The sequence below is a fragment of the Thalassotalea crassostreae genome (assembly GCF_001831495.1).
GTDB lineage: Bacteria > Pseudomonadota > Gammaproteobacteria > Enterobacterales > Alteromonadaceae > Thalassotalea_A > Thalassotalea_A crassostreae.
The window spans coordinates 1,197,508-1,211,458 of record NZ_CP017689.1; the positions used below are offsets into that span (position 1 = coordinate 1,197,508).

Sequence of the window (13,951 nt, forward strand, 5' to 3'; positions counted from 1 at the left end):
CTATTTAACCGTTAAATAGGTGCTATTTTAGAACATAACTGAAAGGCTTATATTTGGTTATCTTAATCATCTATAAGCTTTTTTCTTTAAAAAAGTTTCATAAAATTGCTTTCAAAAATACTGATTTTTAAATCATTGGAGAAATAGAATGAATTTCTGTTTAAAAATAATTAGCACAGCTATTCTCTACACTGTGATTACCGTTGGCGCTAATGCCAAATCATTGTCTGGAGAGCATCCATCGCTGGTAAATAATCCAAATGATATTGTGCAAATGAAAAATGCGATTAATAGTCCAGGAGCATTTCAAGATGAGTTTTTGGCTGTTAAAGCAAGTGTTGATGCAGAGATGCAACAACCAATTGTTGTCCCAATGCCAAAAGACGCGGGTGGTGGTTATACCCATGAAAAACACAAAAGCAACCAACGTTTAATTTACAATGCCGGCATGATGTATCAGCTTACCGGTGAAATTCAATATGCAGAGCGCGTTAGTGCAATATTGAGCAAATATGCGGATATGTATCCAACGTTGCCGATTCACCCTAAACGCAAAGAACAATCGCCAGGCAAGCTATTTTGGCAAAGCTTGAACGAAGCTGTGTGGTTGGTATATTCAATTCAAGGTTACGACTCAATTGCCGATACATTAACTAAAGAACAACGCCAACACATTGAAAATAACCTGTTTAGAAATCTCGTTAGTTATATTTCTGAAGAGTCACCACAAACGTTTAACCGTGTTCATAACCATGGTACATGGGCAACCGCTGCGGTTGGTATGGCCGGTTTTGTCCTTGGTGAAAACGAATGGGTTGAAAAAGCGTTATACGATCTAGAAAAGTCGGGTAAAGGCGGTTTTTTAAGACAACTCGACGAGTTATTCTCACCGGATGGTTATTATAACGAAGGTCCTTATTATCAACGCTATGCATTAATGCCGTTCGTATTATTTGCCAAAGCGATTGAAGTGAACCAACCAGAGCGAAAAATATTTGAATATCGCGACGGCATAATATTAAAAGCAATCGAAGCTACGATTCAGCTAAGTTATAACAAGTTATTTTTCCCGATCAATGATGCCATTAAAGACAAGGGTATCGATACCATAGAATTGGTTTACGGCGTCACTATCGCTTATGGTTTGAATAACGACGATACCTTGCTAGATATTGCAAGAGTTCAAGATACTATTGTATTGACTGGCGACGGCCTTAAGGTCGCTCGCGGACTTGATGCTGCTCTTACGCAACCTTATCAATACAAATCACTTGTGTTTCGTGATGGAACAAAAGGCGATGAAGGCGGTCTAGCAATTATGCGTACCAGCCCAGAGCGTGGTAACCAAGCACTGGTATTAAAAGCGACTTCACAAGGTATGAACCATGGTCATTTTGATAAGCTAAACTGGCTATTTTATGACAATGGTGAAGAGATAATTAACGATTATGGTGCTGCACGTTTTTTAAATGTTGAAGCAAAATATGGCGGTCACTATCTTAAAGAAAATAACACCTATGCTAAGCAAACGATTTCTCACAATACCTTAGTAGTTGATGAGACCAGTCATTTTAACGGTGAATTAGATACCGGTAATGCAAATCATCCTGAATTATTATTTTTCGATGAAGCGAGCAATATCAGAGTTTCAAGCGCTAATATCGAAAAAACATACGATGGCGTAGAATTTACCCGTACTCAAGCATTAGTTGATATTCCTTCGGTGTCACGTCCATTTGTAATCGATGTATTGTCGGTGGTTGCTGATGATAAGCATCAGTATGATTTACCAGTGCATTTTAACGGTCACTTAATGGATACGTCTTTTGAGCTTAATACTGCGACTAAGTCACTATCGGCATTAGGTGAAAAGAATGGTTACCAACATCTATGGTTAGCTGCAAAAGGTCAAGAGCAGAATGATTTAGGTAAAATTACTTGGCTAAATAAAAATCGTTTCTATAGCTATAACTTTATTAATACTAAAGGTTCGAACATTATATTTACCCGCACTGGCGCTAATGATCCAAACTTTAATTTAGTCGAAGATAAAGCGTTTATTACTCGAGTTGAAAATGCCCAGAATCATGATTTTGTTAGCGTGTTAGAGCTGCATGGCGAATACAATCCGTCGAAAGAGTTTACCACCAATAGTCACAGTAAATTATCAAAGCTTATCCATACCAAAGAAGGTGACTTAGATATTATCAATGTAGGCTTTAAAAATGGTACCGATATCGTACTTGTATTTAACGCTAAACAAAAAGTTGATGACAGCGAGGCGCATAGTGTCACCATTGATGGCAAAACACATGACTTTACTGGTCCATACTTATTTTTAGATAGAAGCAAAATCGAAGAGTAGTATAAAGACTAGCAATTTGACCAATAAAAAACCGAACGTCAGTTCGGTTTTTTTTATGTCGGCTTTCGTTATTTTTACCTAGGCTTACGCTAGAAAATAACGTTAGTGTGAGGTATTAGGATTTCTTTTGAACACTCACTTTTTGTCCTTCACGTAACGTTTCTGCGCCGCGTATTGCTACGTTGTCTCCAGCGGATAGCTCACCTTCAACAGAAACCCAATCGCCTTGCCCTGTGCCCACAGTTACTGTTTTTTTATGGGCGGTGTTATTGTCATCGATGATCATGACATAGGTTTCATTACTTCTAAGTATCAATGCGTCGCGATGAATCGCAATCGTTTCAATGTCAGCTTGCACCGGCACTTCAACTTTCACTAATTCACCTGTGGTCCATTTGCCAACAGTATTAGCATCTAAATCCAGTCGTAATTCGAATGTTTGTGAACGTTGATCGGCGGCAGGAATGACTGCGCTAATTTGTGCAGTGGTTTGAAAGTGATCATTAAACACACTTAAGGCTTCATTTTTTTGGATAAACGCCATGTACCGTATTGGCACAAATAAATGCACTCGTAAGTTTTCTGTATCTAACATTCGCAGCAACACTTGTGAGCGATTTACGTCAGTGCCTTCACGTTCAATACGTTCAGTAATTACCCCTGAAAATGGCGCTTTGATGGTTGCTCGATCGAGTTGATCATTAATTTGCTTTAATTTGAGTTGCGCAATTTCTAAGTCTGCTTGCGCTAATTCATACTTAGACTTAGTTTGGTCGAGTTGAAACTCTGCGGTGTTATTTTGCATTTTTAACGTTTCTAAACGCGCAAGTTCTCGTTTTAAATAGCTTAAATTAATCTTTTCTCGTTTAATTTGTGCTTGTTTTTCAAGTTGCATCAACTCTAATGGCAACGTGTCCATTGTCACTAAGATGTCGCCACTTTCGACAAATGTGCCCGGCTCAACAACGTTAAGTAATTGTCCATTTACACCCGCAGTAATGGCGATGTTAGAGTGGCTGTATACTGTGCCCAGTAAATTAACACTTGGTGATAATTTGGTTTGTTTTACTACTTCAACCTTTACTGGGCTTGCAGGTCGTGCTGCCTGGGCTGTTGCATAACTAGTCACAAATAATGCACTAGCAACAATAAGTGAACGGGCCAATAATGTTGAATTGATCGATTTTTTAATATTCATGTTTTACTCGCTTGCAGGGCTTAATTGCCCTTGCATAGTATTTGAGTTAGCTGTTACTGCGCTTCGCTGTTCGCCAATACGCAATAAACTTGGCAATAAAATAAGAGTGAAAATAGCGCTAATTGCCATACCGCCAACAATAACTGTTGCCAATCCTCGATAGATTTCAGCGCCAACACCTGGCATCGCCATTAATGGCAGCATGCCAAAGATACTGGTTAATGTACTCATGTAGACAGGTCTGGCTCTAATGCGAATTGCTTGCTTCACTGCATCTCTTCTGCTTTTACCTTCGGCTTCAGCGGTACGAGTTTGGTCAACAAGTAAAATTGCATTGTTTACCACAAGACCAAGCAAAATGATAAAGCCGATCATGGTTAGTAAATCAAGTGATTGAAAACTCACCATATTCAGTAACCACAATGAAGTAACTCCACCTGCAACCGCCATCGGCATGACTAACAGTACTAAAATACTGTCTTTAGCAGATCTAAATAGGGCGGTCATTAATAGAAATAATATGATTAATGCTAGGACGAAATTTAACAACATATCGTTTATAGCACTCGCCATTTTATTGGCATTACCACTTAATTTAATGCTGGCATCGTTAGCTAATACAGCATTCATTTCTGCCATCACTTTTTCATCTAATGTCGCTAGTGCTTCTTCCATAGACATATTTTCTGGCGGTGAGACCGTAAGGCTAATGGTTCTCTTACCGTCAACACGGCGCAATTGTGTAGGGCCTACGGTTCGAACGATTTGTGTTAATTCACCTAATGTTTGCACACCAGCAAGGGGGGTATATATTGGCAGTGCAGCTAATTCGTCAGGCGTAGCCCACCTAGAACCACGTAATATAACGTTCATACGATCGTTACCGTCAAAGAATTCGCTGACAAATAAGCCATCGGTAAATGCTCTTACCGCATTGGCAACATCACCACGATTAAGTCCTGCCTGTACAATGCGACGATCATTTGGGATTAAGCGTAATTCGGGCTGAGCCATAGATAAACCTGGAATAGGACGGGCACCTACACCTGGCATATGCTTGTTGATAGCGCCAAGCCCGGTTTGCGCTGTTTGCATTAATTCATCTAGATTAGAGCCTTGAATATCGATGTTAATTGAGCGGCCATTACCACCACCGCTGACATTTATCATTGACCCGCGAAATAAAAATACACTGGTATCTGGCAAACCCGCTAGCACTTCATTTTGAACTACAGCCATCAGTTCTTCGACTCGGCTTGGGTCGTCAGAATATATAAACCCACCACTAAAGTTCGCGCCATATGATGAAAAGTTATAGCTCTTTATTTTAGGTTGTTTCTCGCCTGAGAGGTAAGGCGCAATACGATTTTTTACCAGTAATGCCATTTCTTGTTCGACAAAATCTAAATTGCCACCCGGTGGCATCATAATATTAAAGAAGAATCCGTCGATTGGGGCGCGAGGCATAAAGTCTGTTTTTGGAATAAGCATGGCGCTGATGGCAATTGAACCACCAAGCAGTAGCGCAATCCAGGTAAAGCGCTTACTGGTAGAACTGGTTAGATGCATCACTAAATTAGTGAGCTTTTCCCAATAGTGATCGAATGGATCAGCATCAGGCAATGTTTTAAGCCAATATCTGCTTGCAATAGGTAACACGGTAATAGCGGTGACTAACGAAGCGATTACTGCAATAGATAATGTTAGTGCTAAATCTGAGAACAGTTGCCCTTCAATACCTTCCATAAATAAGATCGGTAAGAATATGGCAACACTGGTAGCGGTCGATGCAAACAAAGCCCCAGTCACTTGTGTTGCCCCCTGGATAACCGCTTTATGATCGGCAACGCCATTGGCTTTTAATCGCACGATATTCTCTTGCACGATAATTGCTGCATCTAATACTAAACCAACTGCAAAGGCTAAACCGGCTAATGAAATTACGTTTAAACTACGATTAAACAAACTTAAACCTAAAAATGCCACCATTAGCGAGATAGGAATTATTGTTGCAATGATTAAGGTGGGTTTTAATCCTCGTAAGAATAGCCATAGAATACCAAAGGCAAGCAATACACCTAAGCCTAAGTTACTTTTTACTAACGTAAGGGCATTTCGAATATGTACCGAAGAGTCGAAACTTAAATCTATGGTAAGCCCATTGTCGGCTAAAATACCGCTATTTAAATCATGAATAACCTGATTAATATCGTCAAGTAGTTCAACGGTATTAGCATCGGAATTTCGAGTCACTGTAATGTAATACGCTGGCGCGCCACTGCGCAAAGTTAAACCAAACTTATCGACTAAGGTTTCTTCAATGGTAGCAATATCTTTCAAATAAATCGGTCGTTGATGCTGATATCCAATGATCATGTCGGAAAAACTTGCAACGTCATATTGACCGATAAATCGCACTGTATATTGGCGTCGTCCTACTTCGGCAAAACCGCCAGAAATATCAGCACTACGGCGAATTTTATTAGCGATATTACCTACTTGAATTCCCATTGCTGCTGCACTGTATGGGTCAAAGCTAATACGTAACTCTTTTGGCCTTCTTGAGTTTAAATTTACTTGGCCGATACCTTCAATTCTAGACAGTCGAGGTTCTATTACGTCTTCGATTAGTTTTTGGTAGCTGGCAATATCTTTGTTTGGGTTGCTGTCGAGAATTTTAACTAATAGTGAAGCCGCATTAGGACCGCCGCGACCGCCGCCAGCAGCAACCACCGGTTCCATTGCATCTAATGGTAGAGGAGGAGCTTGATTAAGGTTATTGATCACATCCAACATTGCTTGCTGCATATTACTGCCAACATCAAAAGTCAAAGTGATATTACCAAAGCCGCTATTAATATTTGTGGTCACATCAGTAACGCCGCGAGTATTCTTAACGACATTTTCTTGAGGTTCAATGATCACCGACTCCATTTCTTGTGGAGATGCACTGCGCCAACCTGTTGATATAGTGATTTGAGGTTGTTCAATATCCGGTGTTAATTGAATTGGTAACTTGGCAATACTGATCGCTCCAAAAACAAAAATTAGTGCTACGATCACTAATATCGCCGCTGGGTTTTTTAATGAGCTACGAGTTAAATTCATTGATAAATATCTCTTTAAACAACCATTTTTTCATTTTTGTGGTGTTATTTGATTGCATCTTTATTGATTGGAACTGTATTAGCATTGTTTTTAGCTCCGCTATTTTCCATGAAAAGCATTATAGGCTTGTTAACAATCAATTAACATGTTGCAAATGTTTCTATATATTTCTGAAGTGTAGGAAGTGAGACAAAATAGACAGTGAAAAGAGTATATATGGGCTAGGTTTACGATAAGTTACAAAGTACTCTCAAAAGTTTACAGTAATGTGAACAGTTTTTACTTAATCTTCCGGTCTTTATAACGAATCATTAACATAGTGTACATTTTTGATATTAGTATAAGCTTATTATTAACGTTAAAATATTGTTAATCCATGCTTTTTAATTAGCTTTTACATACAACCGAGAGCCGAACATGTCTTTATTAACTCAGTCAAATTCTTCATTCATTAAATCATCGTTGCTGGTAATTGCAGCAGTGGCGTTACTAGGGTGTGAAAAACCACAAAGAGCCAAACCACAAGTTGAAGTGGTTGTTTCCAATATCGAACAATTCCCATATCAAACTCGCAATACCTTTGTGGGTCACTTGACTGCTGCAAATGATGTGGAAATTGAAGCTCGTGTAAAAGCAAAAATATTGGCTGTTAACTTTAAACAAGGCGCAAAAGTTAATGCTGGAGATGTATTGTTTGAATTAGACGATAGCGAGTTGCAAGCACAATACAAACAAGCGCAAGCAGAAGTATCTAAAGCACAGTCGGCGTTAAATATCGCATTAAAAAACTATAATCGCGGTAAAGAATTAATTGCCGACGACTTCATCTCAAAGTCAGAAATTGACACCTTAGAAGGTAAATATGACGAAGCTAAGTCACAATTAAAGTCTGTTCAAGCTAAGCAAGAAACAGCAGCGGTTAATTTAGCTTATACAACAATACAAGCACCTTTAGATGGAACTATAGATCGCAGTAAATTTAGTGTTGGCGATGTGGTCAGCCCGCAAAGCGGAGAACTTACAACTATCGTGGCGGTAAATACCATGGAAGTGCCATTCCAAGTGAGTGAAAAGCTCTATTGGAAGATGGCCCGTAAATTTCAAAAACAAGGTGGTATAGGCGAAGATAATAAACCCGATGTAGAAATTGCCTTTGGTCCCGATGATATATATGAACACCAAGGTATGATCTCGTTCGTGTCAAATCGCGTCGATCCGGAAACAGGTTCTATGGAAGTTCGAGCAGTAGTACCTAATCCAGATGGAATCCTAAAACCCGGACAATATGTATCGGTGATTTTAAAATCACCAAAAGCTATTGATACAATTATGATCCCACAAAGCGCCGTGCAAAGTGATCAGCAAGGCGACTTTGCGATGACCATCGTCGATAATACCACTGTTGTTCGGAACAATATTAAACTAGGCGAACGCGTCGGGACTAATGTTATTGTTTTAGATGGTTTAACGATTGATCAAATTTTGGTCATCAGTGGTGTGCAAAAAATTAGAGAAGGGCAGCAGGTAAAAGTTAAGCAAAATAAACCTGCCGCAAGTATCGTCACCAGCAGTACATCAAATAGCTCTAGAAGTAACACCTCAACTAATTCTAGCCTCGGCGAATAATAGGTAGCTTAAAATGATCAGTAAAACTTTTATTACTCGGCCTAAGCTTGCATTAGTTATTGCTTTAGTCTTAACCCTTATAGGGACTATTTCAGCAATAAATTTGCCGGTATCTGAATACCCAAGTGTTGCGCCACCACAAGTCGTGGTATCAGCTAATTACTCCGGTGCGTCATCATCTGTAGTTAAAGAGAGTGTTGGTTTACCTATAGAAGAAGCGGTTAACGGTGTAGAAGGTATGATTTACATGTCTTCTAAAAGTGCAAACGATGGTAGTTATAAATTAACCGTTACATTCGCTGTTGGTACAGATCCAGATTTGGCTTTGGTACGTGTGCAGAATTTGGTTGCGATGGCGGAGCCGAAATTGCCGACTGAAATTCGTCAATCGGGCATGCTAATTAAAAAGCAATCTCCAGATATGCTATTTCTCGTTAACTTAGTGGCGACCGATGAAAAATTTGATCGAGTATTTATTTCCAATTATGCAAAAATAAATTTGTTGAATGCATTAAAGCGAATCGATGGTATTTCTGAAGCCATGATTATGGGTGAAGCCGCTTATTCAATGCGAATTTGGTTAGATCCAAGACACATGGCAGCATTAAAAGTCACTCCAAGTGATGTGAAGAATGCGTTACAAGAGCAGAACATTCAAGTTGCCGCTGGTAAAGTTGGTGCGCCTCCCTATGACGACAAAATACAAACTCAATACACGTTGCAAGCCCAGGGCAAGCTAACCACTGTTAAAGAGTTTGAAGAAATCATTGTTCGCTCTAACGACAATGGTTCAATGATCTTATTGAGCGATGTTGCCGATATTGAATTAGGGCAAGCAGACTACTCGATTATCACCAAAGTTGATGGTAACGACTCAAGTACTATTGCGCTGTATTTGTTACCTGGTGCTAATGCCCTTGAAACAGGTGCTCGTGTTAAAGAATTGATGGCTGATGTTGCTCCTAGCTTTCCGAAAGGCATCGATTATTCAATTGGTTATGATACAACTCGTTACGTCGGCACATCGATTTCCAAAGTTGTCGTGTCCTTAATTGAAGCGGTTGCTTTAGTTATTGTTATTACCTTTATTTTCTTGGGAAGTTGGCGTGCTGCATTAGTGCCAACAGTAGCGATTCCGGTCTCGTTAATCGCGTCATTTTCAGTGTTGCTAATTGCTGGAATGTCAATAAATACGGTGACCTTATTCGGCCTCATATTAGCCATAGGTATCGTTGTTGATGATGCAATTCTCGTGGTGGAAAACACCGAGCGGCATTTAGAAGAGGACCAATCGATAACCACAGAACAAGCCGTCACTAAAACGATGGAAGAGGTTACCGGTCCAATTATTGCTACCACCTTAGTGCTATTAGCGGTATTTATACCTGTTGCTATGTTACCTGGCCTTACTGGCATTATGTATCAGCAATTCGCGGTGACCATTTGTGTGGCGGTATTATTTAGTTCGTTAAATGCCTTAACCTTATCTCCAGCCTTATCGCGTTTATTGCTTAAGCGCCAAACAACCCAGGCTGCTTGGTTTAGTAAATTTAATATTGGTTTTAACTTTATTAAAAATAAGTACGGGGTGTTGGTCGCAACGCTGATCCGCAAAACTGTTGCTGTGGCAATTGCTCTTGCTATGGTGTTTGCATTGCTAGGTTATGGTTTCTCGAATACCCCTGGTGGCTTCGTACCACCAGAAGATAAAGGTATATTTATTGTCAGTATTCAATTACCAGACGCTAGCTCACTTGCGAGAACTCAAGATGTGATAACTAAACTATCTGCACAGCTCAATTCAGATTCGCGCATTGAAAGTATTACTGAAGTGGCAGGTTATAGTATTTTAAGTGGAAGTGCTCAAAGTAATGCCGGTTCAATGTTTATCGTCTTAAAACATTGGGATGAGCGTGTCGAGCGACAAGATATCGTATTTGCTATCACCCAAAAAGTGAATTATTTAGCCTTTATGGAAATTCCTGAAGCACAAGTATTTGCAATCGCACCGCCAGCGGTACCTGGTATGGGCGCAGTAGGTGGCTTAGAGTTTATATTACAAGATAAACTTGCTAGCTCGCCGACAGAAATGGCAAGTATTCTTAATGAGTTTATTGTAGAAGCCAATCAACACCCGGCATTAACAGGCGTTTACAGTACGTTCCGTGCCAATGTGCCACAATATTTAGTCGATGTTGATCGCAAGAAAGTTAAGACATTAGGGCTCAACATCAGTGATGTTTATAGTACGCTGCAAGCTCAATTAGGTAGTGTATATATTAATGATTTCACCAAGTTTGGTCAGTCATATCGTGTGATCATGCAAGCTAAGTCTGAATATCGACGAAATATTAGCGATTTACAGGCTTTATATGTGCGCAATAAACATGGCTCTATGATCCCGCTGTCAAACGTTGCTGATATTAAAGCGATTCATGGCCCTGACATTAGTGAGGCCTACAACTTATTTAATTCGATGAGTGTAAGAGCAAACCCCGCGCCAGGTTATAGTAGTGGTGAAGGAATTGCCGCTTTAGAAGAAGTTGCTGCCAATGTATTACCTACAAGTTTTCAATATGAGTGGACAGGCATGACTTATCAAGAAATTGAAGCTGGCAATATGGCGATATACGCCTATGCATTGGCTTTGATTTTTGTGTACTTATTTTTAGTTGGCCAATATGAAAGTTGGTCAATACCATTAGCCATTATTTTAGTTGTACCGTTAGCTATGGCAGGGGCATTATTAGCATTGAACTTGGTTGGTTTTGCGCTTAATTTATTTGCCCAAGTAGGCTTGATACTGCTCATTGGTATGGCTGCTAAGAACGCAATATTGATTGTTGAGTTTGCTCGTAATTTAAGAGAAGAAGAGGGCAAGTCGATATTGGAAGCCGCGAAAACCGCTGCAGATTTACGTTTTCGAGCGGTTTGTATGACAGGGGTATCATTTATCGCTGGTATCATTCCGCTGGTGCTCGCAACCGGGGCAGGCATGTTTAGCCAGAAATCATTAGGCTTAACAGTATTTGGCGGAATGTTAGTCGCATTAGTAATCGGTACAGTTATTATTCCTGTTTGTTATGTGATGGTGCAAACAGTTCGGGAGAAACTTAAAGCTTAAAATTGAAATAATACCATTATGATTAGTTAACTTTAGTTTATAAGTCACGATGTTTATTTAACTTGCCAACTTAGAAACGTAAACGGGAAAGTAATCTTTAGATACTTTCCCGTTTTTTATTTTATGCCAAATAGAGAGATAGTAATTATTACTTGCGATTAGGTGTATTCTTCTACTTCAGTAATCAGTGCAATACCTGCTTCAATGCGAATAATGGCTTCAACCCACACATACTTACCTAACTTTTTGGAGCGATAACGTAAAATTACTTTAGCTTCTTTGTTGCCTAGAATCTCAGAGGAAATAAACGACACATCGGTGCCAACTCTAGTGCGGCTTTTATGTCCTTCGCTTAAATATTCTATGTATTCGCTTTTATTGTAATTGAGAATAAAGCCATAGCCATTTGAGCCTTGGGTTACTGTTACTGTTAGATTTTCAGATAGGATCGGCTGTAACAAAGACTGAGTCTCTGTTTTATGAAAGTCAACGAACTGTTGTGCTATTTGATTTATTCGTTCTTCTTCTAGAACGTCTACAGCTGCGGCATTGATAGCCACAGAAAAATAAACCAACAGCAACAAAAAAAATTTATTCATACCCTGCTTATGTCGCATCCGTTAGCACAAAGTAAACATTTAAATATCTACTTCCCAAGTCACAATATGGCTGGTGCTGTAAAGGGACTAATCAATATTATTGTTGATGGTCAGCCCCTAAGATAACGTATTTTTATAACTTATTGCTAATTAATTTTATTCGCTGTAAATAAAATGCATAAAAATCGTTACATTTCTGTTAATCTGATTTTGTTTTAAGAATGTAAAATACTTCCAATATACGTTATAAATCAGGTAGATCTAATATTACTATTAACTACGGGTAGTTAACAGATTAAAACAGATTCATTAGATAAGATGTGGCTACAAAATTGTAAAATTGTACTAATCTTAATAACAATTAACTATATGATGAAAAGGTAGATTCTATGCAAATCGGTATACCTAAGGAAACTCTTTCGGGTGAAAATAGAGTTTCTGCTTCTCCTGCTTCTATTCAAGCGCTAATTAAGCTTGGCTTTGAAGTATCTGTGGAGAGTGGTGCAGGTGACAAAGCAAGCTTTAATGATGATGTATATCAGCAAGCTGGCGCGAGTATCGTAACAACTGAGCAGGCTTGGCAGTCTGATCTAGTGTTAAAAGTAAACCAACCAAATGATGCTGAGGTTGATCTTCTTAAAGAAGGATCGAACCTTGTTAGCTTTATTGCCCCAGCTCAAAACGAAGAGATGCTGGCTAAATTAAGTGCAAAAAACGTTAATACGTTAGCGATGGAAATGGTTCCTCGAATGACTCGTTCACAATCAATGGATGCCCTTAGTTCAATGGCAAACATTGCTGGCTACCGTGCTGTTATTGAAGCTACTAATCATTTTGGTCGTTTTTTAACCGGGCAAATTACTGCTGCTGGTAAGATCCCACCGGCGAAGGTAATGATTATTGGTGCTGGTGTTGCTGGTCTTGCCGCAATTGGTACCGCAGGTAGCTTAGGTGCGATTGTACGCGCATTCGATACTCGTCCAGAAGTAAAAGAACAAATTGAATCTATGGGTGCTGAGTTCCTTGAGCTTGATTACGAGGAAGAAGAAGATACTGGCAGCGGTGATGGCTACGCAAAAGAAATGAGTAAAGCCTTTATCGATGCTGAGATGGCGCTGTTCCTAGAACAAGCCAAAGAAGTTGATATTATTATTACTACAGCGATGATCCCGGGTCGCCCTGCACCAAAACTTATTACTGAAGAAATGGTTAATGCCATGAAGCCAGGTTCAATTGTTGTTGATTTAGCAGCGCCAGGCGGCGGTAACTGTGAATTAACGGTACCTGGTGAAATTAACGAAGTTAACCAAGTTAAAATTATTGGTTATACCGATTTCGTTTCTCGCTTACCGAATCAATCGTCACAACTTTATGCAAATAATCTTGTCAATCTAATGAAGTTATTGTGTAAAGAAAAAGACGGTAACATCGATATCGATTTTGATGACGTGGTACTTCGCAATATGACAGTGGTTAAAGATGGTGAAGTTACTTTCCCACCACCACCAATTCAAGTTTCAGCGGCACCTGCTGCGCCTGCAGCAAAAGCAGAGCCGGAAGTTGAAGTTGAAGAAGCACCGAAGTCAAATACGAAGAAATACGTTGCAATGGCATTAGGGGCCATTGGTTTTGCTTGGGTTGCAAGTGTAGCTCCAGCTGAGTTCCTTTCACATTTTACAGTATTTATGTTGGCCTGTGTTGTTGGTTATCATTTGGTTTGGAACGTCTCGCACGCTCTACACACACCATTAATGAGTGTAACCAATGCTATTTCAGGAATTATTATTGTTGGTGCATTGCTGCAAGTGGGCAGTGATGAATTAATAGTACAAATTCTTGCCGGCATCGCGATTTTAATCGCGACCATCAATATTGCGGGCGGTTTCTTTGTAACCAAGCGCATGCTTAAAATGTTTAGAAAATAGGAGACG

At 39.5% G+C, this 13,951-nt stretch carries 7 protein-coding genes; 4 read left to right on the forward strand and 3 right to left on the reverse strand.

Annotated features, from left to right (window positions below; genetic code table 11):
• Positions 1-148 precede the first annotated feature (148 nt).
• A complete protein-coding gene (locus LT090_RS05295; protein WP_068546885.1) occupies positions 149-2,365 on the forward strand; it encodes an alginate lyase family protein in 2,217 nt (738 codons plus the stop codon).
• Between the two features lie 115 nt (positions 2,366-2,480).
• On the opposite strand, the gene LT090_RS05300 is transcribed toward LT090_RS05295, so the two are convergent.
• Positions 2,481-3,563, reverse strand: coding sequence for an efflux RND transporter periplasmic adaptor subunit (locus LT090_RS05300; RefSeq protein WP_068546884.1), 1,083 nt, complete (start codon positions 3,561-3,563; stop codon positions 2,481-2,483).
• Positions 3,564-3,566: 3 nt separating this feature from the next.
• Complete coding sequence (locus tag LT090_RS05305; protein ID WP_068546883.1) at positions 3,567-6,671, reverse strand: efflux RND transporter permease subunit; 3,105 nt, start codon at positions 6,669-6,671, stop codon at positions 3,567-3,569.
• Between the two features lie 417 nt (positions 6,672-7,088).
• Between LT090_RS05305 and LT090_RS05310 the strand changes: the two genes are divergently transcribed.
• Together LT090_RS05310 and LT090_RS05315 are read left to right on the forward strand one after the other, a co-directional pair.
• Entirely contained in the window at positions 7,089-8,297 is a 1,209-nt protein-coding gene (locus LT090_RS05310; protein WP_068546882.1) for an efflux RND transporter periplasmic adaptor subunit, read from the forward strand.
• Between the two features lie 13 nt (positions 8,298-8,310).
• Positions 8,311-11,421, forward strand: a complete 3,111-nt coding sequence (locus tag LT090_RS05315; RefSeq protein ID WP_068546881.1) for an efflux RND transporter permease subunit — start codon at positions 8,311-8,313, stop codon at positions 11,419-11,421.
• Positions 11,422-11,579: 158 nt separating this feature from the next.
• Here the strand turns inward: LT090_RS05315 and LT090_RS05320 are convergent, their stop codons facing one another.
• Positions 11,580-12,020 carry a hypothetical protein gene (locus tag LT090_RS05320; RefSeq protein ID WP_068546880.1) on the reverse strand — a complete coding sequence of 147 codons (441 nt, stop codon included), beginning with the start codon at positions 12,018-12,020 and terminating at the stop codon, positions 11,580-11,582.
• A 389-nt stretch (positions 12,021-12,409) separates the two neighbouring features.
• On the opposite strand from LT090_RS05320, the gene LT090_RS05325 reads away from it, so the two are divergent.
• Positions 12,410-13,945 (forward strand): Re/Si-specific NAD(P)(+) transhydrogenase subunit alpha, encoded by a 1,536-nt coding sequence (locus LT090_RS05325; RefSeq protein ID WP_068546879.1) that lies wholly within the window; start codon positions 12,410-12,412, stop codon positions 13,943-13,945.
• Positions 13,946-13,951 lie beyond the last annotated feature (6 nt).